The following is a 23,991-nucleotide window of genomic DNA, read 5'->3' on the forward strand; positions in this document are numbered from 1 at the left end:
CTTTTTCCTCCCCCATTCAATCCGCCTATGTTATATTTAAGAGAATAGTCCTATGATTTTGAAACCAAATACATAAAAGGAGACGTTATGAAAAAAATAGTTTACTTAACGCTTACGGGGTTCCTCGCTGCATTTATCGGTCTTTTCTCTTTCACAGCCCCAACTTCCGCCGCCGCCCCCGCTTCTTACACGCTTTATGTGGACGGCAAACTTTCATCGGCCAAATTCCCGACGGTTGTAGAAAAAAATGTCACCCTCATTCCGTTGAAACCGGTGCTTACCAATCTAGGTTATACCACGACCGTCGATAGCAAGACGAAAGCCGTTACGGCCACGAATTCAGACGGCTCGTCTATCACCGTGAAGACGGGAAGCAAAAAAGCCCAAATCAACGGGTCAGATGCCACCCTCCCTGCCGTGGTCAAGACGATGAACGGAACTACGTATCTTCCTTTATCGGCTATCAAGCAGTTAACCGGAAAACCGATCGGACTGGACGCCTCAAAGGCCATAGCCTGGATCGGGGACAAGCCGGCGAAAACCGTCGCGCTTCCGCCGTGGGGAGCAACCCCGAAACAAATGAAGGCGATCTTCAGCCATAAGCAGCTGATCGAGGAAGGACAAGAGGGCGATATTTATGCCCTATGGTACCAGGAAGCGCCCGATTACACGGATGAAATATACGTGTTTTATAAAAATAAACTGGCCAAATGGATGTATGACCTGCCAGTTCCCAACTATGACGAGGCCGGGTTAATCAGTTATTACGATGGCATGCTCGAAAGCTTAGTTGACAAATACGGGGAACCGGAAACCAATATCGCGGCTGCCGATAAGAACAATCAGCCAATACCTCTGGCTGACGGAGGTTACTTTATGAGCGAGTGGATCATCGGAGGCACAAAAATCACTCTGTTCTTGAAACCGGCAGACGCCGGATACGTCATGAACATACAATATGTGGATACATCCGTAGAATCAAAAGTAAAAGACGCCTTGGATGCGCTTTAATAAAAATGCTAATAAAACGCTGCTGACATTCATTTGTCAGCAGCGTTTTTTTGATTTATCGCTTAATGCGACGGATGCGCCGCTCCGTGCGACACGATGACGCGGCGGATGAACAGCGCCAGCGCCAACCCGATCAGCGTCACGATCATGGCGAATTGGAATACACCGTGCGAGCCCAATGTCATTGCTTTCGCCACCTCGGTGACCTCGTTCGGGGCCGCGGACGCACCGAGATAGCGCTCCATACCGTGCGTCAGGATGCTGATCGCAACCGCGGTGCCGACCGCGCCCGCCACCTGCTGCAGCGTGTTCATGACCGCAGTGCCGTGCGGGTAAAGTTCCGGCGGCAGCTGGTTCAAGCCGTTCGTCTGGGCCGGCATGAACACCATCGAGATGCCGATCATCAGGCAAATATGCAGCGCGACGATGAAGAATACCGAGGTCACCGGGGTGACGCCGGAGAAAAACCATAACGCGGCTGCCACGACGACAAGCCCGGGCAGGACAAGCCACTTCGGACCGTACTTGTCGAACAGCTTGCCCATCCGCGGCGACAGGAAGCCGTTCAGCGCGCTGCCCGGCAGCAGCATCAAGCCGGCGGTAAACGGCGAAAGCTTCATGCCCTGCTGCAAGTACATCGGCAAAACAATCATGCTGGACAAGATGATCATCATACAAGTGAGCACCAGCAGCAGCCCGACGATAAACATCGGGTACTTAAACACGCGCAAATTCATCATCGGCTCGCGCATGAACAGCTGGCGAAGCACGAACAGCGCGAGCGCAACGAGACCGATGGCGATCGAGGCGATAACGATCGGGCTGGTCCATCCAGCGTCCCCTTCCCCCGCCTTGCTGAAGCCAAACACGACGCCCCCAAAGCCAAGCGTTGACAGGATGACGGAGAGCAGGTCGATGCGCGGTTTCGTCACTTCGGTGACATTTTCCAGGTACTTCAAACCGACGAGCAAGCCGAGTACCAGGAACGGCAGCGACAACCAGAAAATGAAATGCCACGTCAAATATTCGATCAAAAGGCCCGCCACGGTTGGCCCGGTCGCCGGAGCAAACATAATGACGAGGCCGACAAAACCCATCGCCGCGCCGCGTTTTTCCGGCGGATAAACGACCAGAATCGTATTGAACATGAGCGGAATCAATAGTCCCATGCCGATCGCCTGCAGGACGCGCGCGACCATCAGCATCTCGAAATTGAACGCAAGCGCCGCGATCAAGGTGCCGATAATCGAGCTCGTCACCGAGCCGACAAACAGTTGCCGCGTCGTGAACCATTGCAGCAGCAAACCGGACAGCGGCATGAGAATGCCCAGCGTCAGCAGAAAGCCCGTCGTTAACCACTGCGCCGTCGCCGCCGAAATTTGGAACACTTCCATCAGATTGCTGATGGCGATGTTGAGCGCCGTCTCACTGAACATGCCGATAAAACCGCAGATAAGCAAGGACGCCATGATGGCGCGTGTATTATACTGCTTCATAACTCCTCCTCTTCACTATACGTAGGTGTCTTTATACACGAGGAGTTTGGTGCCCCCGCTATCTGCTTATTATACATAAAAGCGCAGATAACATTTCTTATGGATTGCTGAATTTAAGGTTCAACCTAATCATCAGTGCTTGACAGTCAAGCCCACAACAGACCGTGGCCTGGAGCGAGACTAGCTATCCGGAGGCTTTGCACAATTATCCCGTTTGATCATGTGACTTGGCTTTCTGAACCAAAGGGATAATCGTGCAAAGTGGTTTGGAGAGACCCCCCATCTCCGTCATCATTTATTTTGTCAAGCACTGATTTTCGTCGTGAGCCGAATTTAAACCATCGTTTTATTGACCGCTCTGATATAGCGGGCTCTTACGATCAGAAAATACACGATCTGGACGGCGAGAAAAGCCGCCGAGGCGGTCAGCACAGGGACATAAACAGGACTCTGCGAATTCATCATCTCCATGACCGGCCCGAGCACCACCAGCGACTGAAGCGCCGCCACCGCGATCGGGATAAAAAACAAAACGGCAATCTGAATGGTCGCCGAGACGTTCATCTCCCGGCTGCTGAGCCCGATTTTGGACAGGGAGCGATACAGCGCCGCGTCGGCGGTCAGCTCCGTGTGCAATTTGAAATAGAGAAAGCTCGCCGAGGAGACCGAGAAAATCAGCGCGATAAATACACCGATAAAACTAAAAAGAGAGAAGGTTTGTTTATAGGTGTAATAATCTTCCGCCCGCGATTGCAAGAAACCTTCATGATGTCCGCTTCGGCTCCACTCGGTCAGTTCAAGGCCCAGTTTCGTTTCCGGGTCCTCCTTGCTTGGCAGCTTGCCGGAACCGGGAACCATAAAGACGGTGTTATTTTGCACGTAACCTCCCCCGGCCCGATGTTCCTGCTCCAGCCGCTCGAATACCCCATCCTGGACAACCAGCAGCTTCCCCTTATAGGATAGAAAGGCAGCCGGGTCCGTCCGGGCAACAAAATGGAACGGGTACGCCGATTCCGCAATCCGTACATCCATCGTGTTCCCTTGCGGGGGATAATCACGCTTAGTTTCCGGCGTTTGCACCAGCACCGCTTCGCTTTCGCCGAGCTGTTCCACCGCGTCGATATTCATGACCGATGCCAGGCGGTTAAACTGCGTTTGCGAAATCAGCATAGTCTCCTCTTCCCCCGCCGTGTAGCTGTTGTTTGCGATCAAATCCGCCTTCGCGAGGCGATATTCCAAGCCTGCCGCACGGAGCGCTGTTTCGATGTACGCAAGATCTTCCTCGGCCTTCGTTTTATCCCCGTCGCTGTAAGCCGTGTATCTAAAATTGAACGGGTTCCCCATAAAAGAATCCCTGATCGCCTGCTGGGAAGCCAGAACAAATCCGGTGCTCATGCAGGCCAATGCGACAACGACGGAAACCAGAAACAGCATGCGCGCGTTATCCTTCAATTTATAGCTCATTTCGGAGATCCACAGCAGATTCGTGCCCTTCCAGGCCGTCGCCCGGCTGCGCTGCAGTCTTCGGATGATCCAGACGGACAGCTGGGAATAGAAAAAGTACGTACCGGCGATGCCGCTTACGGCCGCGATCAACAGTCCGGTCTCATCGAGCTTTTTCCCATGAAGAGCCCAATACCCGATCATCAGCAGGGCGATGCCGAACAGGGAAATAAAAACGTTCGCTTTCGGTTCTTTTTTCGGCTTGCTGCTGCCCGTGAGCAAATCCAGAACTTGACGTTTCCGAATAAACATCAGCGTGAACAGAGAGATAAACAGATACAACAGCACAAACGCGCCGGCGGTCAGCAGGATCGCTTTTGCGGGCCAGTAAAAGGGCAAGTCGTCCATATCGATCATCCTGGTGCTGACGAGCAGAAACACTTTGGACAACATTAGTCCCGCCGCGATCCCCGTTACGATGGCCACGGCGCCGATCAGCATATTTTCCAGGAAAATCAGCAGGTTAATCTGCCGGGATTCTGCGCCCAGGATCGTCAGGATGCCGAACTCGCGGTTCCGCGACTTCAGAAAAGCGCTGATGGAATACAACACGAAAAAGAAGGCGAACACATAAACGATGACGGTGGCGATCGTCATGCCGGTCCGGGTCATGTTGCCCATGGGGGAGCCGGCGATGTTCGGGTGATTAATAAAGACGGCGTACGTGAAAAAAATCATGACCATAAACGCGCTGCTCAGCAAATAGGCAACATAAGCGCGGGCATTGCGGCGAACGTTGTTAAACGCGAATTGAGGAAAGTTCACGCGTATCCCCTCCCCAGAACGACAGCGTATCGATGATTTTTTGGAAAAAAGACTGGCGGTTCTCGCCGCGGTGAATTTCCGCCGCCAACTTGCCGTCTTTGATGAAGACGATGCGGTTGCAGTAGCTTGCGGCCACCGGATCATGCGTCACTAGCATCAGCGTCGTCCCGTCCTGTTCGTTAATTTCGGCCAGCGACTCCATGACCGCCCGCGAGGATTGGGAATCCAGCGCCCCGGTCGGCTCGTCCGCCAGCAGCAGCACGGGAGACCCGATAATGGCGCGGGCAATCGCCGTCCGCTGCCGCTGTCCGCCCGAGATTTCGTAGACGCGTTTGTTCAGAATCCCGCCAATGCCAAGTTTGGAGGCCGTCCGGGCCAGCAGCGCCTCCGCTTCTTTCAGCGGACGTCTGTCCAGCGTCAGCGGCAGGACGATATTTTCCGCCACGGTGAGCGTATCGAGCAGATTGAAATCCTGAAACACGAAGCCAAGCTGTTTGCGCCGAAAATGCGCCAACTCTCGTTTTTTCATATTGTACGGGTTGATTCCCCCGATTCTGACTTCGCCCGAGCTCGGCCGGTCGATGGTCGATACCATGTTCAGCAGCGTGGTTTTCCCGCTGCCCGACGGCCCCATGATGCCGACAAACTCCCCCTTACGGATACTCAGATGAATATCGGTAAGGGCCTGCGTGGCCACTTTACCGCTGTAAACTTTGTTTAACGCTTTGACTTCAAGAATATCCAAACTTAAAGCAGCTCCTTTCTGTGCTGTGTGCAAATTATATCCTAACTTTACGCCAGTTCCGCATTAGGCTGCCATCGGTTTAGGTGAACCGAACCTTACATTTGCGATAAGGTTGTGTTCGCCTTTTTGTTCGGATGGCCGTCCATCATAACGGAAGAAGACACACCCCCATTAGGATGTGCCTTCATTGGCGTGCGCTTTGCGCAGGGTCAAGCTAATCGTGGTGCCTTCGCCGGGCGCGGATTTCAGCTCCACCTCATGGCCCAGCTTGCCGGCGATTTCCCGCACGAGATACAGCCCCATGCCGGTTGATTCGCGGTACTGCCTGCCCCGCTCTCCCGTAAAATACGGATGGAACACCCGGCCTATGTCTTCCGGGGCAATCCCAATCCCTTCGTCGCGTATGCGGAGCTTGATGTACTCACCGGCGTCTTCCGCGGTTAAATGCACCGCTTTGCCGGGACCGCCCGAATAGTTCACCGCATTGGTTAAAATCTGGCCCAGCATGAAGCGAAACCACTTGGCATCCGTATACACGCGCACCTCGCTGCCGATCTCGAATTTGGGCGTGATGCCCTTGCGGATGAACAGCGTGCGGTTCTCGGCGACGGCTTCGCCGGCCGCCGCGCGCAGTCCGATGGCTTGGACGGCGAAATCCTGCTCAAAATGCTCCAGCCGTGCGGTATAGAGAACCATGTCTAGTCCTTTGCGGATCCGGTCCAGCTCCTCGCGGATGCTTTCGGCCGGCTCGTTCTCCACTTCGGAGAGCGTCAGCTGAATTACCGAGAGCGGCGTTTTCATCTGATGGACCCAACGGTTCATAAAGGTCAGGTGCTGCTCGGTCCGGCTTTGCTGCCGGTGCAGCTGTTCACGGTACAACCGCTCGTAATGGGCGGTCCGCTCATGGAAGGCTTCCGGCAGCGGAGCCTCCCCCAGCGGCGGATTGAGAAACTCCCCGGACGGCTCCTCCGCCGAAAGCTCCTTGTACATCGCCCGGTGCGTAACATACCGGAACCCCAGGTAGACGGCCAACACCGATCCGCTAAGCAGAACGCCGTACAGGACGACCAGCACCGGCCGCCCTTCGCCCGTCAGCCAGTAGACGAAAGGGACAAGCAGCATTTGCACGGTAAAAAACAGGATGAGCGAGAGCTGATCTCTCCAAAACAGCCTCATGCCGGAGGCTCCTTGGGCGGCTCCTTGTCCGCCGCGATCCGGTAGCCGGCGCCCCGGACCGTTTCGATGAGGTCTCCCGCTCCCAGCTCCCTCAGTTTCCGGCGCACCCTCGTAATATAGACGTTCAGCGTATTGTCGTCGATAAAATGCTGATCCTCCCACATCATATCCAGCAGCCGCTCCCGGCTGACGACCCGGCCGCCTTTTTCCATCAGCATGGCCAGCAGGTCGGCTTCTTTTTGCGTAAAATCAATCGTGTTCCCTTCGTAAGAGGCCATATAACGTTCCGGGTACAGCACGATCCCTGCGTATTCGAGCGTCCGTTCCTGCCCCCGGCCGGAGGCGTAAGCCCCCACGGCGCGGCGAAGCTGGCTGCGGATTTTGGCCATCACAATCTCCATGTCGAACGGTTTCGTTATGTAATCGTCCGCCCCGTTTTCTAGCGCCATGACCTGATCCATCTGACCGTCGCGCGCGGAGATGAAGATGATCGGGCAAAGCGACTTCGCCCGGATTTGCCGGCACCAATAGAAGCCGTCGAATTTCGGCAGGTTCACGTCCAGCAGCACCAAATCGGGCTGCGTTTCCAGGAACGAGTCCAGGACCCGGCTGAAATCCTCCACAACCCGGGCGTCAAAATCATATTTCATCATGGACGAGCCCAGCTTGTCCGCGATTTTCATGTCATCCTCGACAATGAGGATCGTATACACTTTTAATCCCTCTCCTTTCCCGCCGAGCAACTCTGTCTTATTCACTATACCGAACTTTTTTCCTGGCTTCTATATAAAATAAAGCCAAAAATGCCGACATGTTATAGGTGGAAAAATAGAATGCTGGAGTGAGACTACCATGAAACAGTTGCTGGGAGCAGGAGCCGCATTGCTGATCGCCGGCGTGCTGCTGGGAGCGTGCGGCAGCCGTGGGGATATGTCCGGGAACAACCCCCAGGTGGACAAAGCTGCCGCGAAGGAGACTGCAACCAATGCCGCCTCTTCCGATACTAAAGGGGCTGCCGATACTAAAGAACCAAGCGTTGCTCAAGAAAAATGCGAGTCTTTTTATCCGCATGGCGGCGGGGCGTCCGCTGCCGATATCGTGGTGGATGACGAGGGGCCGACGGTGATATTGGCAGCCGAGGATGGGATGCGAACGGAATATGGACTATCCGGCGCGGCGATGAACGCAAGCGTGGAGGCGTTGATGAAGCTTAAGGCCTGCGGAGTGGACTTGAATACGCCGGACGCTCAAGGAGAGACAGCCTTGCTGCTGGCTGTCGGAAGCAAAGCGTATGCATCTGATAGTCAGGAAGCGACCAAGTATGACGTGGTTGTGGATTATTTGCTGGAGCAGAAGGTGAACGTAAATGCCAAATCGAAAGCCGGCCAAACCGCCTATACGGTCGCTTATGCGAATCAAGATCAGCGAAACGTAGAGAGATTGGAGCCCTATGCAACCAGTGAAGAACGCGCCACGGCAAAATTGTATACGGAACTTGGCAACCTGACCTTGAAAGAGGTGAAGCGGTTGGTAGAGCAGGATCACGCCGATGTGAACGCGGGATTCGGCCAGCATGAATTTCCGTCCTTCTTCGCCGCCGTGGAGCTTGGCCGGACGGATGTCGCGGCCTATCTGATCCAGCATGGAGCCGATTTGTCCCTGCGGCCGGGCGATGAAGGCGGGATATCGGTCCTCCATTATGCGGTGTCATTTGGTAACCTGCCGCTAACCAAACTGCTGCTGGAAGGAAATTACGGCTTTGATGTCAATGAGGCGGATGGTTTGGGATGTCCCTTGTTATCCCGGGCTGTAAGCCAGTCGGATTATGAGATGGTCAGCTATCTGATCGGGCAAGGGGCCGAAGTCAACGTGACGTATTCGGACTTTGGAGAAGAACTTACGATTCTGCAAAATGTCGACGAAGATGATCCAAACGGCCTCAAAATCAAGCAACTGCTGATCGAACATGGCGCCAAGTAAATAAATGACAGCCGCTCCGCAAATCTAAACCAGACTTGCGGAAGCGGCTGTCTCGTGTTTATCAAGACTGCAAAAATGACGGGTAACGCGCTCCCGCCGCGGCTCCTTTCGGCGAAATGCGTTCGATTTCCGCCAGTTCCTCCGCGCTGAGCGTCACCTCCAGGGCGCCGAGATTTTCCCGGACCCGGTCCAGCCGCTTCGTGCCGGGAATCGGCACGATCTGATCTCCCTGCGCAAGCAGCCAGGCGAGCGCCAGTTGAGATGCCGTACATCCTTTGCGGGCGGCAAACTTTTCGATGAGAGCCACGACCTCCAGGTTTTTATTGAAGTTTTCGCCCTGAAATCTCGGGTAATAACGGCGGTAATCATCTTCGGGCAGATCGTCGAAGGAGCGGATTTGTCCGGTCAGGAACCCGCGGCCAAGCGGGCTGTACGGCACAAAACCGATGCCGAGTTCACGCAGTACGGGCAGCACCTCATCCTCCACTTCGCGGCTCCACAGCGAATATTCCGTCTCCACCGCGGTAAGCGGGTGCACCGCATGCGCGCGGCGAATTTGCTCGGCGGTCGCTTCCGATAGGCCGATATAGCGTATTTTGCCGACCTGGACCAGCTCCGCCATCGCGCCCACCGTCTCCTCGATCGGCGTATGCGGATCGATGCGGTGCTGGTAATAGAGGTCGATATAATCCACGCCAAGCGCCAGCAGGCTCGCGTCTACCGATTTTTTTACATAGGCGGGGTGTCCGTGTGCTTTCAGATCCGGCGATACAATGCCAAATTTGGTCGCAATTACGGCCTTGTCCCGGCGTCCTTTCAAGGCGCGGCCGACCAGCCGCTCATTGCCGCCGAACTTTCCCTTCATAAATTCCTCGCCGTAAATATCCGCCGTATCGAACAGCGTAACGCCAAGATCCAGCGCGCCGTGTATGGTACGAACCGACTCTTCGTTGTCCGGCATCATCATCGTGCCCAGACCAAGGGCCGACACTTCAAGCCCAAGGCTTCCGAGTTTCCTTTGTGTTATCGTATTTCCCAGCTTAATCCCCTCTTTTCCGCAGCTTTAAAAATGGATCGTTAAAACATGATCTTATTCTAAAACGCGGTTCAAAGCGCAGCCACAGTACGCTTTTACTGGTAATGGCATTAACAGGCTGACACCGGGGTATAAATGCAAAGGTGCAGGTCGGGATGATCCGTCGTAAACGCTAATGAATTAATATCGTAAACAAAAACTTGATTTTCGTCAGATCCACGGTAAAAAACCCGGGTCACCCTCTTCACTTCCACACGATGCAGCTGCCAAAGGTCCGCAAATTCAGCGGATTCCCTGGAGAGCTCGGCCACGAACTGTGCAAACCACGGGTCATGCGCATATTTGTCATAGGAAGTGCGGAAAATCGCCACCGAATGCGCCGCCATCTCTTCCCAGTTGATCAGGCGCTTTCGCATTTCCGGATCGGTGAACAGCAGGGTCATCATATTCCGCTGTCCCTGCGGCTGCGCCGAAAAGTCCGCTATACATTCATCGACCGCCCGGTTCCACACCAACAGCTCGGCCCGGTCATTGCTGATGAAACAAGGAAAAGCCATCGCATCTACAATTTCTTTCCACTGCGGTTTCACTTCCGTCGTAATCTTCGTCACCGCTTCGGGCTCGTTGGCATTCCACAGCTTGAGCAAATGCATATGCTCATCCGGGCTCAGCCTAAGCGCCTTGCCGATGCTTTCGATCACATCCCGGGATACGGCAACTTCCCGACCCTGCTCCAGCCACGTGTAATAGGTTGCGCTAACGCCCGCCAAAATCGCAACCTCTTCACGCCGCAAGCCCGGCGTCCGGCGCTGGCCGTGCGATTTTGGCAAACCCGCCTGTTCCGGCTGCAGCCGGGCCCGGCGCGATTTCAAATAATCGCCCAGCGTTTTGGCGCGGGTGCTGTTCAAGTCCGTGCTTACGAGATTACCGTTAATCCCGTTTTGGTCGAGCATGAGATCCGCCTCTTTCTCTTGACTAGGTTCGTAAACCAAATTGTATCATGGCTTTGTGCACCGACAACAGCGTTAAGGAGAGGGATGTCGCGATGAAAGCGCTATAAAAAATCCCATTTTCAAAAAATTCTCCTATATCTTTAAGCGGTCTGCCCCTAAATAATGAAGGAAAGCGCTGCAGAACGCTAAATTTGGATGTGCAAAGGAGAATGCAGATTATGCCGCAATCGTTTCAATCCATCAGCGAAGCTTTGGCGCAGCCCAAAAGCCGTTACTTTGGCGTCGTCTACGAGAACGGGCGGTTTGCCGCAAATGACGAGTTGAGTTTTTTTGGGCGCAAGCTGCCCGACCCTGAACTGACTTTCGACATTTCCAATAATAAAATACTCGTCAACGTAAACATGAACGGTTCGGTCAAATATGTTACCGTTTATAACGGCCAATATGCCAGCGACAACATTCCCGGTGTCTGGATGTGCAAAGACTTCCGCAAAACGGGGCCGTACGCTTTTGGGTTGAAGCTGGGCGGGCAGGGGGTTGACCTGGGCCGGGACGATCTCCCTTACGCCACCTCCCTGCTTGATAATTTATTCCCCGTTACCGAATACCGGTTCGGGGACGTTCAGGCTACGCTGCTCACCTTCGCCCCCATTTCCGCCGACGGTACGGCGCGCCTGCGGGGAGCGGTTTACGGCCTGCATGTGGAAAATCGGTCCGGCCGGGATGTTTATGGCGAAGTGACGCTGCCGCGCCCGGATACCGAAGAGGAGCGGTTATTCTCCGGGCCGGACTTCTGCATTTATCCCGTGGAAATGGACGATTGGGACGCAGCGAACGCTGCAGTTCCCTTTCATCTTGCTCCAGGGCAGAGCGTTTGGGTGCCGGTCGTAATTTCCCCTCCCGGAGAGCGGACGCTCCGGCTTGTCGAAGAAAGAGGCACACTCTATTGGCTTAACGAGACCTGGGCGTATTTCCGCGGCATGCTTGGGCGGCTGGAGATGAGAGACGACCCGTTCGCGGCGGAATTCCATGAACGGGCGATGCTGCAATGCTTTGGCTCGATCGCCATGGATCACCATGGCGCTGTCGCTGGAGCGAACTGGGGAACATATCCGACGACCGAGTTCACTTGGAATAAGGATATGTACTATTCCTTCCTCCCCTTTGAAACGGCCGAGCCGGAGCTGTTCAAGCAAGGCGTACGGTGGTTTTTGGAGCACGGAGTCCGGCCGCCCGGCAACCGCTATCCCGGCGGTATATCCCATTCGCTTAGCAACTCTTTGTCTTCCGTAGTCATGGCCGGTCTATACTACCGAAGTACTGGAGACAAACGCTTTTTCCTGGACCACCCGGAGATCGATTTAAGCTTTCGCAGGCTGCTGGAGGAGACGCTTCGGACCCGCAAGCAAGACGGTCCATGGCTGTTTCCCTCGGTCTGGCTGTCGGACGCCTATTCGCTCGGCGACTACCACACGGGCTCCAACGTCGTGGCCTGGGCCGCTTTCCGCCATTACGCCCGCATCGTCGGCGAGGTGTTCGGGGATACGGAAACCGCCGAACATTACCGGACCATCGCCGCGCGGATCAAGGACGATTTGCAGCGGCTCAATACGGCGGAGGGCCCTTTCGGCCTCCAGTATACGGAAGGAACCAGCGCCGGAAGCGACACCTTAAAAGACGATGCGAGCAGGTACGCCGGGGGTTACGCGGATTTCGGCATGCAGTTCATCGGCCATTTGACGAAAAGCGGCTCCATCGACCTGTTCCATCATGATGGAGAGGAATCGGATACGATTCTCATGCCGCTGTACGGGTATGCCGCCTATGACGATCCGGCGTACCGGCATTATATGCAATTTTCGCTAAGCCCCCATAATCCGACCTATAATCCGGAATCCAGGGGCATTCAGTGGGGCGATCACGCCGCCTGCACGTTTCCCGGTTACATGAGCGGTATGGGCATGATTACCGACTTCGCCTCCATGTCCGGAACGGACGGCTATTTTACGCAAATCCGCAAGCTGACCGACGCAGACGGCTCGCTCTGGTGGTGGCCTTATCTTAACGGCGCGCGATACGGAGATGTGGTCCGGCACCACAACTGCGGCAAATGCGGCTGGGCATCGGGGGTATTTTCCGGCCTGTTCGTCTCGCAGATTCTGGGAATAGCCTATGATGCTCCCGCGCACCGCTTGTCTTTTCGCCCACTGCGCGCCGCCGGTTCCTTCGCCTGGGAAGGCGTAAGGCTAGGAAGCGGCGCGTTTAACCTCTCCTACCGCCAGGAGGGGAATGTTGCGGAAGCGATCGCGGCCAACATCGGCGCCCGGGCGGTGGCCGTGCTTGTGGAGCTCCCCTGCGAACAAGCCGCAAGTGCCCAGGCGTTCATAAACGGCAAGCCCGCTAGAGACCGCGTGGAAAACGGTTATCACAACGGCTGCGCAACCGTCATTTTCAAAGCAACGATTCAGCCCGGAGAAAGCAAATCCTTTATCATTACCCTCAGATAATAAGATGATTTGCGGCACGGATTTTTGCTATAATGACAATATTAAGGGAGGTGCTTACCATTGGAGAATCTCTTAAGATTGTCCGCTACTTTGTCCACTCATGCAAAGCCTGTTATTAGGAAGGCGATACTTTGCATGGGGCGAAACAACTAGTTCATCGCCGAACAAGCTTTTCTAATATTTTGGCTTTGCACCTTATTTTTTAGAAAACTAAAATAAGGGGCGGGCAAAATGAAATATACGAATGCAACGAAAGTTTTACCCGAAAAGCTGATCGTGGAGATCCAAAAATATGTCCAAGGGGAAACTCTTTACATCCCCAAGCAGACAACGGAATATAAACATTGGGGCAGTTTAAGCGGCGGAAGACGGAGGCTGGACCGGCGAAATGCCGCCATCAGAGCCGCTTTTAGGAATGGCTGCAGTATCGAACGGCTAGCGGACGAATATTACCTTTCAACAGAAACGATCAAAAAAATTGTTTACTCGCATAAAAAATAACAAAAAGCACTGGTGAAAATGTTCCTCATCAGTGCTTTTCATATTATCTCAAAGTAAATCCAGAGCTTTAAGCAAGGCGTATTCGCTTGATTCGGCGCCTTCTCTGGAAAAATGCGCATCCGGAAACATCGGGGACAAATGATGGTACCCGGGGTAGACATGCAATTCCGTTAATACTCCATCAAAGACAAGCTGTTTTGCAAAAAGCAAGGCCTCATCGATGAATAAATCAATAGTGCCTATATTTATATAAGTGGGGGGTAATCCGGCCAACGATGTGGCCCGTGCAGGCACGTAATACTCGCTTACCTCCTCCAGACCCGGTTCATGCCCCAACACCGATTTCCAGCCAAAATAATTGCTTTGTTTGGTCCAAACGAACTCGCCCGCATACGGATGCTCCGGCCCAATACTCGTGCGGTCATCCAGCATCGGCCGCAATAATCTTAGATGATGGACCTCGAATTCCTTCCGATCGCGAATGTATAAGGCTAGACCGGCCGCCAAGCCGCCGCCGGCGCTGCTGCCGCCAAGGGCGACTTTTTGCGTATCGATTCCCAATTCCTCCGCATGGTCAATACACCATTTCAGCCCTGAATAGCAATCCTGCAATTGACTTGGCTGAACATGCTCAGGCGCTAATCGATAATAAACGGATACGCAGCAAAAACCATGCTGTGCGGCCAGCGCCGCATTCCCCGGACGATCCCCGGCCGGACTCCCCAAAACCATGCCCCCGCCATGAATCGAATAATATAACGGCATTTTAGGATGCTTTGGCTGGATTGGCTTAATGATTTCTATTCGAATATCCGGACCGCCAAAATAACTTGGCACCGCCTTTTCTTCCAACGTAACCGGGAACATCTGCGTTACATCCAGTTGCCGCATCATTTGCGCTTGATTCTTTCGCGACTCCATTAGCGTAGATGCAGTGAGATTGGTTGTCGGGATTAAATCAATCGCGCTAACAATTTCCGGATCAACCAGATGTCTGCTTCTGCTTGTTTTCTCTTCCATAGTTAATGACTCCCCGCTTTCCCTCTTTTCAGACACTCCTATTTTAAAACGTGCACAAAGCATCCAAAATATAAACATTGACTTAGAATCATTTTTGCCATAAAAGACTCGGTAAAGCGCTTTGACCCCGGCGAAAAAAACAGCGGCAAGTCCGGGCATTTCCCGGCTTGCCGCTGCTTTTAACTTTTAACTTAGAACGTGCGGTAAAACAACCTGGCGCTTTCCTTCTCCGGAATCGGCAGGCGCTGCGCTACTGGCAGCATCTGCGGAAACGCCTTGTGCGGCTCGCGCTGATACCAGTAAGCGACCGACGCATAGTCGTTCGATTGAGCGTTTCCGTGCCCGTGCTCGATGCTGAAGCGGAGCGACTTGCGGAAGATGATCGGATCAACGATATGAAAGCGGTATTGCGTCATTTTGCCGGAATAATCGTTAAACGAAATCGTGTTGCTCTCTTTCCAAGCATCGCCGTTTTCCCGGATCGGCGCGTACAGCGACAAGCCGTGGTACGGAGCATAATACTTTCCGGCGGGATAGCCCCAGGCGGCGCAGAAATAATCCTCCGTTCCCGTCCCGTGCAGGCGGGGCGGCCACGGTTCGCCGTCGATAAAGAACATATCGTCTCCCTCCCCCGGCCAACTAAAGCCCGGCATCGGATTGAGGTGGTCGATGCTTAAGTTGCAGCCCACATAGTGGCCTTCGCCCACCGCATCCAGCAGCACGTAATTGTCGTCTCCGGTCAGATTTTTCAGCTCATATACTTTTTGGTCGGCATAATTGGCCTTGTCCTGCTGATCGTGTTCCGCTTTCAGCGCGGCCAAGTCCACCAAGCCCTGCGTCGGATTCTCCCTGCGCCACGAGGCGTGGAAATAGAAGCTGTCGTCCGGCACCTCTTTTTCCACATAGTCCACGTAAAAGTACAAGATCATCTCGTCCTCGCACTCATTGACGATTTCGATCCGCGCCCCTTTGCGGAACGGCATTTCAAAAAAGCAGTTCATCGCCGCTTTGTCTTCAATCACGCCTTGAGTCGTAATCATATTGAGTGGCGCGGACACATAGTGGCTGGCCACGCCGTGCCCGACGCCGAAGAAGTCGCCGACCGGCGAGTCCACGCTTGGTTCCTGTTCGTCATCCCAAAACATGCGGATCAATACTTTGCGGAACGCGTATTTGTTTTTCGCCGCGATGGTCATCCAAATATGCTGAATCACGCCCGAACCGGCGATTTCCGCAATCGCCGCCGTTTGCCCGGCCCCAATCACAATGAAGTCCCTGTTGCCGCCCGTTTGATCCCAGCTCGACAGCCGCCGGGATGTCCCTTCCTTGCGCAAGTATAACTGGTTCATACCGCTTCCTCCCACTCATTTAAAGTCAATTCAAGCCTTAATCCCCGTTAACGTAATCCCTTCGATGAAATATCGCTGCCCGATGAAAAATACGATTATCGCCGGCAGCAGCACCACGGTGGCCGCCGCCATCATCAGATGCCACTCCGCCGAATACATGCCTTTAAACTGCTGCAGACCGAGAGCCAGCGTATATTTGGTTTCGTCGTTCAAATAAACAAGCGGACCGAGAAAATCGTTCCACGCCGCCAAAAACGAAAACAAACCGACGACAATCAGCGCGGGTTTGGTGAGCGGCAGGATGATCGACCAGAATATCCGTAAATGGCCGGCACCGTCCACGTAAGCCGCTTCATCCAGATCCCGGGGGATGCTGAGGTAGAACTGGCGCAGCAGAAAAATGTTGAACGCGCCGCCGCCAAACCAAGCCGGAGCGATCAGCGGGATAAAGGAATTGGTTAAACCCACTTTGCTCCAGCCGATAAACGTTGGGATCAAGGTGACCGCGTACGGCAGCATCATGCTGGACAGCAGCAGGCTGAACACCAGGTTCCTGCCTTTCCAGGCCATCCGCGCGAAGCTGTAGGCGCTGATCGAGCTGGTTACGATGACGCCCAGCACCGAAAAGACGACGATGATCGCGGTGTTCACGAAATACCGGCCAAAAGGCAGGATCGTCAGCGCCTCGCTGTAATTAGAAAATTGCACGGGATTGGGAATCCACACCGGCGGCAGCTCGAAAATTTGCCCCATATTCATCAGCGAACTGCGGACGAGCCATACCAGCGGCAGCAGGCTAAAGATTCCCCCGGCCGCCAGCACCAGGTAGATCAGTCCTTTTTCAAACCAAGCCTTGGCTCTCATCGCGCGCCATCCCCCTCGTAATAAACCCATTTGTTCGATGTCCTGAACACGACGTAGGTCAAAATCATAATGATGGCGAACAGCACCCAGGCGATTGCGCTGGCGCTCCCCATCCGCGAGAACTGAAACGCTTCCCGGTACAAATAAAACACATAGAACAAGCTGGCGTTATTGGGCCCGCCGTTGGTCATGACATAAGCCTGCGAGAACACTTGAAAGCCGTTGATGATGCCCATGATCAGGTTGAAAAAAATCGTCGGCGTCATCAGCGGAATCGTAATATGGCGCAGCTTATCGAGCCGCGTTCCGCCGTCCATCTCGATCGCTTCGTACAGCGATCTGGGAATATCCTGCAGGCCCGCGAGAAAAATAATCATCGTCCCGCCCGTCGTCCACAGGTTCATTAAAGCCAGAGAAGGCACGACCGTTTTCTCGCCGAAAATCCATTGGCTTCCCGGCAGGCCCAGCGAGCGCAGCAGTTCGTTGGCGAGGCCGAGATCGGGATTAAGCAGCCACAGCCAAATAAACGAGATCGCGATGATCGGCACGATCGACGGCAAATAAAAGATCGTGCGGAAGACCGCTTTGCCTTTCACGTTCTGATTCAGCAGTATCGCCAGCAAAAAGGAGTAGATGATGCCGGTCGGTACGCTAAGGATCACGAAATAAAAAGTAACGGCCAGCGACTTGTAAAAATATTGGTCCTCCCCGCTGAACATTCGTCTATAATTATCGAGACCAGTAAAGGTCGGTGAATTCGATCCGGTGTAGTCGGTAAAACTCATGTACAGGCTGTAAATCATCGGGCCCAGCGTGAAGATGAGCAGGCCCAGAATCGCCGGCATGGCAAACAGCCAGCCGTAAAGGTCTCTTCGCTTTGTATAGCGCTTGTTCCGCAACCGATTCCCGCTCCGGGAAGAGATGGTTTCCACAAGCAAGTCCCCCTCCGTCGAAACGCCCTGGCGAAGGCCGCCGCCGCTGGCAACGAGCTTTACGGCGACGGCGCTTTCGCACAGCGCTTCGTTATTTCAAGTAGGTGCCCTGTACCAGCGGCTTCACTTTCGTCTCCACTTCTTTCATCGCCGCTTCGGCCATTTTCTCGCCAAGCCACACTTGATCGAGCGCGGCCGATACCGCGGCGTCGATTTCCACGAAGTTTTTGACGTTGTTTTCCGGCGACGGCTCGGCATGCTCATAGGTGGAGCGCATCACGGCATCCTGGAAACCAGCCGGTCTTCCGGGCAGCTCTTCGTTCGCCCACTCGTCGATCAGCTGCGGATCCTCGTACCATTTATTGAGCTGCGGCATCCACAAACCTTGGTGCAAGTCGAGTACGTTTTGCGGATCGGTGAGGAATTTGGAGAACTCCCACGCCTCCTTAGGGTGCTGCGAACTTTTGAAGATGATCAGCGAGCCGCCAAGGAAAAACGTTTTGTAGTCCTTGATGACCGGCAGCACGCCGACGCCCCAGTTAATGTTGGTTTTGCTCAAATCGAGGTGGTTCCAGCTGCCGTCGATGACCATCGCCACTTTTTTGGACTGCAGCGCGGTCGCCGGAGCGGGAATGCTGCTGGCCTGCACCGGCGATGGCGAGACGTGGTGCACGTTAATTAAATCGGCTATTCTCTGCAGCGCTTCGGTCGCCTCCGGTTTGGACAACCCGAATTCCTTGCCGTCCGCCGTCAGATAATCCCCGCCGTTGGAGAGAACCATCGGCATATAAGACGACCAGCCGAGGCTGAGTTTAACGCCGTATTGCTTGATGTTCTTCGGATCGAAGCCCGGATCGTCCGGATGCTTGCCGTTCCGGTCGAGCGTCAGCTTTTTGGCCGCGTCCACGAACTCGTCCCAGGTCCACGCTTCCTCCGCCTTGGTAGGCGGCAGTTCCACTCCCGCTTCCTTGAACATATCCGCGTTGTACATCAAGGAAGGGACGACGGACGCCTGATACGGTCCGGCGCTTTTATCCTTGTCCCAGTTCCACCAGGCATACTCCAGGTAATCCTCTTTCTTGATGCTCGGATCATCTTTCATTAAATCAAAGAAGTTGTAAATCAGACCCTCCTCGCCCATTTTCAGCTTCCAGGCGGCCGAATAGCTGATATCCGGCGCCTCGTTGCCGGCGACCATGGCGTTGAGCTTCTGCAGAAAATCCGTGCCCGGAATATGGATCGGGTTGATGGTGATGTTCGGATGTTTCTGCTCGAAGGCTTTGATCGCCGATTCCACCGCTTTCTTTTCCTCCGGGCTGCCCCAGAACGTGAACTTCAGCGTTACTTTTTCTCCGTTTTTCCCGCCGTCCGCCTTGGTGTTCTCGCCGCCTTGTTGTCCCTGGTTCGCTGGCGAACCGCTTCCCCCCGTTCCGCAAGCGGTTACAAAAAGCGCCAGAATGGTTAGGAAAACAAACAGCGTTTTTAATTTGCCGGATTTTGCTTGCATGTGCTGATCCCCCCGCTTAAAAATGTAAGCGCTGCAGTCGCTTGTTTTTATTGTAGAATCGCCGCTCCCGAAAACCTATGGGACGTTTTTTCGTTTCCTGGACGATTTTTCGATCAATTCAAGATTCGACGTCGATTCCGCTCCCTGAAACTACTTCGTCATGGGAAGACGCTTTTTGAACATCCTCTTTAAGGCTTTCGATACGGGATAACCAGCTTTACCCGCGTCCCCAGCTCGGGAACGGATTCGATGCCGATGCCGTAACGGCTGCCGTAGAGCAGCTTGACCCGCTTATCGACGTTTTTGATCCCAATGTTGGCGGAGTCTTCGGCCAGCACCTCCTTGAGGCGTTCCGGCATAATCCCGCAGCCGTTGTCCTCCACGCAGAACTCGATATCGTCCCCCTGCCGGCGCCCGTAGATCGTAATCAGTCCGCCGCTCTCCATATCCCCGAACCCGTGGATGATCGCATTTTCCACCAGCGGTTGCAGGAACAGTTTCGGCACGCTGGCTTCCTGCAGCTCCGGCGCGATGTCGAAGTCGACCCGGAAACGGTGTTCATAACGGTTGGACATGATGACGATATAATCCTTCAGCCAGCCGATATCCGCGGAAAGCGGCATCGAATCCTTGCGGTTGTCCGTCGTATAATGCAGCATCCGCGACAAGCTGACCAGCATTTTGCTGACCTGCTCTTTCTCCCCGTAAACGGCCATCCAGTTGATGATATTCAGCGTATTGTACAAAAAGTGGGGGTTAAGCTGGACATTCAGCGCCATGATTTCCGTTTCGCGCTCCCTCAGTTTGACGACATAATTTTCTTCGATCAGCTGCTTCACTTTCTCGTTCATGCTGTTGAATTTCATCAGCACATGCCCCAGCTCGTCTTTCCCTTCCACCTTGATTTTGGCGTTGAAATCGCCGCCCCCGACCCGCTTGATCGCAAGCAGCAGCTTGCTGACCGGCGAAGAAATCCGCATGGATATCAAATAGGCGAACAACAGCGAAAGCAGCAGCAGCGAAGCACCCAACGTGATGATAAAAAAGGTGATCGTTTGTCCGATATCCTTAGTCAGCGCGCCGGGGGGAATCAGTACGACCGAGGTCCAGCCCGTGATCCCGGACACCGCGTAACAGGCGATCATCCGTTTCCCGTCCACCGTAACGTAGGAAGCTCCGCTGCCGCGGCTCCGCACCTCGGCTAGCCAGGGAATGGACAGCTTGTGTCCGACGAGCTCCGTTTGCGCATGGGAAATGATCGTGCCGTCTGCGCTGGCCACCACAAATACCGCGCCATCGATCGGAACGCTATCCCGGAAAATATCGGCATAGACGCCGTCCCGGAAATTCATCACGAGAATCGGCTTCTCCGTTCCTTCCCCAGCCCGCACGATCGCATCATTACGAACGCAGGAAGGATTCATCTGCCGGACGGCGGAAAATAAATAGCGGTAATCGATGTCGGCGCCGGCCAAATCCGGCAATTGGTGCATCCGGCTATAGTCATAGGTTGGCACCCAAGCCAGACGCCCCTTTTGCTCGGCCGCCCGTCTATACAGCTCGGATTCGTAAAAATGATCCGGCGGATACGTATTGCGCGCTTTGCTTCCATAAACAAAAGCCCGGGTCACAAGCTCCACCGAATACAAATCCCGGGATGGCGAAAAATAACGGTTCAAAATTTGCGTGACCCGTTTATTCGTCTGCAGTAGTTCGCTTTCGGCCGGGGCGGGGCCGTCAAAAATTTGAAACAAGTCGCATTCCACCATCAGGGAGAGGCTGTCGTCCTCGATGATTTTCAGCCGTTCGTCGATGAGTTGATTGTTTTTTTGCACGATTTCCGTCACGTTATCCCGGGCCAGCTTAAGCATGATATTTTTGCTTGCGTAATAGGAGCCCGTCCCCAAGGTGGCCAGAGGCAGCGTAATCAAAACGATGTAGGATAAAATCAGCTTGTTTTTCAGTCTCATGGCGCACCTACAGCAGGTCTTTCTTGCGGAATTCCTCCGGTGAAAAGCCGGTTTCCCGCTTGAAGATCCGGGTAAAATAACCTGCGTCCCTGAAGCCCACGCTTTGGGCGATCTCGGAAATTTTCCGGCTCCCGTCCTTGAGCATTTCCTTGGCTTTCTCCATTCTCAGCCGCAGCAAATATTCGGTAAACGTCATCGACGTATGCGCTTTAAAGAAGCTGCTGAAATAAGCGGGGCTGAAAAAGAACCGCCTGGCCACCGTTTCGAGCGCGAGATCCTCCATGTAATGCTCCGCCAGATAAGCCCGGCACAGCTCGATAATCCGCTCGTTTTTATGGTTTTTCCGGTCCGCGATCCCCTCGATAATCCGGTTCACATAATCAGCCGCTTTCACCTGGAGTTCATCCAGCGTAGAACAGGAGGGAAACCGAAATTCCATCTCGGACACGATATTGCCCGCTTCCTCCCTCCGCAATGACGTTCCATTGGCCTTAACCAGGTTGACCAGCACATACAAAATGCTGCGCTTGAACTGGGCGGGAGCAGGATAGCCGCCTTCCAGAAGCCGCCGTACCAGCAAGTCCAACGCCTCCCGCGCCTTGTCCCGATTCCCGCCCGCCACCGCGTCCGCGATGCCGAAATCGTCGGGAACCCAAGGCAAAGACGGCTTTTGCGGGTTGTAAGCAATTTCACTATGGATGACAAGTTTCCCGTTCCCGCTATAAAACGTAAAGTCCAGCGCATTCAACGCTTGTGCGAAGGAACGGGGCGCTTCGCGGCGCAGATCATTAACCCCGTCGCCTACGCCGATGGATACGGTAAGCTCGAACTCCATACGAACCTGTTCGATAAATTGAGTTAACCGCTCAACTTCCTTTTTCATCAGCCATTCCAGGGAATGCGAAGGCGCAATGACGGAGACAAGCATAGGCTCGTCTCCCTCCAGGTAAAAGGAAATGGCCGGGCCGATCGGTTCGGTGACCTGGCGCATCCAGCTCTTGAAGCTGGTTTTGACTTCGGCGAATTCCTCGCCTTGATACATCTGTTCGACCTCGGATTTGGAAAACTTGGAGATCCATACAAATCCGACCTGTCCCTGCGGGACCAAACGTTCAATTTCCCGCAGCTCGTCTTCATTCGCCGCCGACCGCACCCAGCGGCTAAGCAGATGCTGTTCGTACACTGGAATGGCCGAACTCAGCTGCTCCTTCAGGCTCGCACCATCTTGAAGGCGCATCCGCTCTTGCTCGATGGCGGCGTCCAGCTTGTCCAGCATCTCTGCCATATCACTCAGTTCCAGAGGTTTAAGCAGGTAATCGAACGCGCCGAGCTTCAGGGCCTGTCTGGCATAATCGAAGTGTCCGTACACGCTCAGGATGACGATTTTCATCGGCTCGCTCCGCGCTTGTAAATGCTCGATCATCGTCAGACCATCCATATTGGGCATGCGGATATCCGTAAATATCATATCAATCCGGTTGTCCAGAGCGACGCGCAAGGCCTCCTCCCCATCCTTGGCCATAAAGATTCGGTAGTCCGGCCGCAGCGTCTTGATCATGTCGGCAATCCCGCGGCGATGCCGCGGCTCGTCATCCGCTACCAGCACATGGAACATCGTATTCCTCCCCTTCCGTGGTCAAGATAGAACCAACTGATTACGGCGAAAATATCGTGAACTCATGCCGACAAACCGGCAGCCTCGATGCCAAGCGCCAGCGCCCCGCACAATCCGGCATTGTCGCTAAGGCCCGGCGGTACGATATAGTTGTCCAAACCGTCACGGATCGCCGGTGATGCGACATATCCGTTTAAGATTTGAGTAACCTCCTTGCGGATGAGCGAGAACAACTGCTTCTGATGCATGACCCCGCCGCCAAGAATCACCTTTTTCGGTGATAGCAGCAAAATAACCCCCGAAAGAGCCTGCGCCAGATAATAAGCTTCCATCTCCCAAGCCTGATGACCGCCCGGCAGTTCGCTTCCTTTCACTCCCCAGCGTTTCTCCAGCGCGGGTCCGCTGGCCATGCCCTCCAGGCAATCGCCATGATAAGGACACAAACCACCGAAGCTATCCTCCGGGTGCCGCCGGATCAAAACATGTCCCCCTTCCGGATGGACCAGTCCGTGGACCAGCTTGCCTTCCGTGTACACTCCGACGCCGACGCCGGTCCCTACCGTATAGTAAACGCAGCTATCCAATCCCTTAGCCGCTCCCCACTTCACCTCGCCGAAAACCGCGGCGTTCACGTCGGTATCGAAACCGATCGGTACCGGGTAATTGTCTTTCATGTACCCGACGATGTCAAAGCCTGACCATCCCGGTTTCGGCGTCGTAGTCACCCGTCCGAAAGTGGGACTGGTACGATCCAGATCAATCGGCCCGAAAGACCCGATTCCGATCGCCTCAACACCTTTGCCGTGAAAAAATAAAACCGCTTGCTCCAGCGTTTTTTCCGGCGCCTCCGTCGGAAAACTGATCCGGTCCAGAATTTCCCCCTTTTCATTCCCGACCCCGCATATGAATTTCGTGCCTCCCGCTTCAATAGCGCCAATTCGCATACTTAAACTCCTCCTCTTAAAACTGCAAGTGCTTTCACAATTATTTTACTATTTTGACAAACGTTTTACCATACTGATTTTAATACCGTGATATCAATTTACATAAATACTATTTAT

The 23,991-nt window shown here is 54.2% G+C and carries 19 protein-coding genes; 4 read left to right on the top strand and 15 right to left on the bottom strand.

Annotated features, from left to right (window positions below):
• Positions 1 to 87 precede the first annotated feature (87 nt).
• Positions 88 to 1,011 carry a copper amine oxidase N-terminal domain-containing protein gene (locus DYE26_RS08275; RefSeq protein WP_036623538.1) on the top strand — a complete coding sequence of 308 codons (924 nt, stop codon included), beginning with the start codon at positions 88 to 90 and terminating at the stop codon, positions 1,009 to 1,011.
• 62 nt (positions 1,012 to 1,073) lie between these two features.
• Here DYE26_RS08275 and DYE26_RS08280 read toward each other — a convergent pair whose 3' ends face one another.
• From DYE26_RS08280 to DYE26_RS08300, 5 genes are all read right to left on the bottom strand, one after another.
• The gene (locus DYE26_RS08280) at positions 1,074 to 2,507 is read right to left on the bottom strand and encodes a DHA2 family efflux MFS transporter permease subunit (protein ID WP_036623540.1); all 1,434 of its coding nucleotides are present in this window, start codon (positions 2,505 to 2,507) and stop codon (positions 1,074 to 1,076) included.
• Positions 2,508 to 2,840: 333 nt separating this feature from the next.
• The gene (locus DYE26_RS08285; RefSeq protein ID WP_036623541.1) at positions 2,841 to 4,775 is read right to left on the bottom strand and encodes an ABC transporter permease; all 1,935 of its coding nucleotides are present in this window, start codon (positions 4,773 to 4,775) and stop codon (positions 2,841 to 2,843) included.
• Positions 4,750 to 5,520: an ABC transporter ATP-binding protein gene (locus tag DYE26_RS08290; RefSeq protein WP_036623543.1), complete on the bottom strand. Its 771-nt coding sequence runs from the start codon at positions 5,518 to 5,520 to the stop codon at positions 4,750 to 4,752. The genes DYE26_RS08285 and DYE26_RS08290 overlap by 26 nt, the downstream gene beginning before the upstream one ends.
• Positions 5,521 to 5,691: 171 nt before the next feature.
• Positions 5,692 to 6,696, bottom strand: coding sequence for a sensor histidine kinase (locus DYE26_RS08295; RefSeq protein ID WP_036623544.1), 1,005 nt, complete (start codon positions 6,694 to 6,696; stop codon positions 5,692 to 5,694).
• Positions 6,693 to 7,409 (bottom strand): response regulator transcription factor, encoded by a 717-nt coding sequence (locus DYE26_RS08300; protein ID WP_036623546.1) that lies wholly within the window; start codon positions 7,407 to 7,409, stop codon positions 6,693 to 6,695. The genes DYE26_RS08295 and DYE26_RS08300 overlap by 4 nt, the downstream gene beginning before the upstream one ends.
• 139 nt (positions 7,410 to 7,548) lie before the next feature.
• On the opposite strand from DYE26_RS08300, the gene DYE26_RS08305 reads away from it, so the two are divergent.
• Positions 7,549 to 8,676 carry an ankyrin repeat domain-containing protein gene (locus tag DYE26_RS08305; protein ID WP_036623547.1) on the top strand — a complete coding sequence of 376 codons (1,128 nt, stop codon included), beginning with the start codon at positions 7,549 to 7,551 and terminating at the stop codon, positions 8,674 to 8,676.
• A gap of 61 nt (positions 8,677 to 8,737) precedes the next feature.
• On the opposite strand, the gene DYE26_RS08310 is transcribed toward DYE26_RS08305, so the two are convergent.
• Together DYE26_RS08310 and DYE26_RS08315 are read right to left on the bottom strand one after the other, a co-directional pair.
• Entirely contained in the window at positions 8,738 to 9,703 is a 966-nt protein-coding gene (locus DYE26_RS08310; RefSeq protein ID WP_036623550.1) for an aldo/keto reductase, read from the bottom strand.
• 119 nt (positions 9,704 to 9,822) lie between these two features.
• Positions 9,823 to 10,665, bottom strand: a complete 843-nt coding sequence (locus DYE26_RS08315; RefSeq protein WP_051985486.1) for a helix-turn-helix transcriptional regulator — start codon at positions 10,663 to 10,665, stop codon at positions 9,823 to 9,825.
• Positions 10,666 to 10,883: 218 nt separating this feature from the next.
• On the opposite strand from DYE26_RS08315, the gene DYE26_RS08320 reads away from it, so the two are divergent.
• Together DYE26_RS08320 and DYE26_RS08325 are read left to right on the top strand one after the other, a co-directional pair.
• Positions 10,884 to 13,172: a hypothetical protein gene (locus tag DYE26_RS08320; RefSeq protein ID WP_051985487.1), complete on the top strand. Its 2,289-nt coding sequence runs from the start codon at positions 10,884 to 10,886 to the stop codon at positions 13,170 to 13,172.
• Positions 13,173 to 13,403: 231 nt separating this feature from the next.
• Positions 13,404 to 13,673 carry a CD3324 family protein gene (locus tag DYE26_RS08325; protein ID WP_036623552.1) on the top strand — a complete coding sequence of 90 codons (270 nt, stop codon included), beginning with the start codon at positions 13,404 to 13,406 and terminating at the stop codon, positions 13,671 to 13,673.
• Between the two features lie 48 nt (positions 13,674 to 13,721).
• Here the strand turns inward: DYE26_RS08325 and DYE26_RS08330 are convergent, their stop codons facing one another.
• The 8 genes from DYE26_RS08330 to DYE26_RS08365 form a co-directional block, all read right to left on the bottom strand.
• Positions 13,722 to 14,693 (bottom strand): alpha/beta hydrolase fold domain-containing protein, encoded by a 972-nt coding sequence (locus DYE26_RS08330; RefSeq protein ID WP_036623553.1) that lies wholly within the window; start codon positions 14,691 to 14,693, stop codon positions 13,722 to 13,724.
• A gap of 191 nt (positions 14,694 to 14,884) precedes the next feature.
• Positions 14,885 to 16,042 (bottom strand): glycoside hydrolase family 172 protein, encoded by a 1,158-nt coding sequence (locus DYE26_RS08335; RefSeq protein WP_036623555.1) that lies wholly within the window; start codon positions 16,040 to 16,042, stop codon positions 14,885 to 14,887.
• 30 nt (positions 16,043 to 16,072) lie between these two features.
• Positions 16,073 to 16,906, bottom strand: coding sequence for a carbohydrate ABC transporter permease (locus DYE26_RS08340; protein ID WP_036623557.1), 834 nt, complete (start codon positions 16,904 to 16,906; stop codon positions 16,073 to 16,075).
• Positions 16,903 to 17,838, bottom strand: a complete 936-nt coding sequence (locus DYE26_RS08345) for a carbohydrate ABC transporter permease (RefSeq protein ID WP_082207808.1) — start codon at positions 17,836 to 17,838, stop codon at positions 16,903 to 16,905. Before DYE26_RS08345 ends, DYE26_RS08340 begins: the two co-directional genes overlap by 4 nt.
• A gap of 91 nt (positions 17,839 to 17,929) precedes the next feature.
• Positions 17,930 to 19,345 (bottom strand): ABC transporter substrate-binding protein, encoded by a 1,416-nt coding sequence (locus DYE26_RS08350; RefSeq protein ID WP_036623559.1) that lies wholly within the window; start codon positions 19,343 to 19,345, stop codon positions 17,930 to 17,932.
• A 188-nt stretch (positions 19,346 to 19,533) separates the two neighbouring features.
• The gene (locus tag DYE26_RS08355) at positions 19,534 to 21,315 is read right to left on the bottom strand and encodes a cache domain-containing sensor histidine kinase (protein WP_036623562.1); all 1,782 of its coding nucleotides are present in this window, start codon (positions 21,313 to 21,315) and stop codon (positions 19,534 to 19,536) included.
• A 7-nt stretch (positions 21,316 to 21,322) separates the two neighbouring features.
• Positions 21,323 to 22,930, bottom strand: coding sequence for a response regulator transcription factor (locus DYE26_RS08360; protein ID WP_036623565.1), 1,608 nt, complete (start codon positions 22,928 to 22,930; stop codon positions 21,323 to 21,325).
• Between the two features lie 62 nt (positions 22,931 to 22,992).
• A complete protein-coding gene (locus DYE26_RS08365) occupies positions 22,993 to 23,874 on the bottom strand; it encodes an ROK family protein (RefSeq protein WP_036623568.1) in 882 nt (293 codons plus the stop codon).
• Between the last annotated feature and the right edge of the window lie 117 nt (positions 23,875 to 23,991).

Origin of the sequence: Paenibacillus macerans, assembly GCF_900454495.1 — a bacterium.
Classification (GTDB): Bacteria; Bacillota; Bacilli; order Paenibacillales; family Paenibacillaceae; genus Fontibacillus; species Fontibacillus macerans.